The organism is Neoluteolibacter marinus, from assembly GCF_014904755.1.
GTDB lineage: Bacteria > Verrucomicrobiota > Verrucomicrobiia > Verrucomicrobiales > Akkermansiaceae > Haloferula > Haloferula marina.
In genome coordinates this window covers 1-278 of sequence record NZ_JACZFQ010000327.1, presented here as the reverse complement: position 1 = coordinate 278, position 278 = coordinate 1, and the positions used below count along the sequence as shown (strand labels likewise).

The 278-nt window shown below is 71.2% G+C and carries 1 protein-coding gene; it reads left to right on the top strand.

What is annotated here, in order from left to right; genetic code table 11:
- The coding region (locus IG178_RS25105) for a cation:proton antiporter regulatory subunit (protein WP_193215284.1) at window positions 1-216 on the top strand (216 nt) is incomplete at its 5' end.
- Window positions 217-278 lie beyond the last annotated feature (62 nt).

The window sequence follows — 278 nt, the reverse complement described above, 5'->3', positions numbered from 1 at the left end:
TTCGCGATCGTCAAGATGCACCCGCCGCGCGAGACCCAGGGATTCACGCTGGCCCAGGCGGATGTGCGCGCCAAGTACGGCGTGACGGTCGTGGGCGTGAAGGCGCCGGGAGACGACTTCAGCTACGCCACCCCCGACACCACCGTGACCGCGCGCGACACCCTGATCGTGGCCGGGCACGTGGAGCTCATCGAGCGCTTCGCCGCCCGGCCCTGAGCCAGGTGGCGCGACACCGCGAACCGAGAGGAGCCCGGCATGGGCGAACGACGGCGCATCGG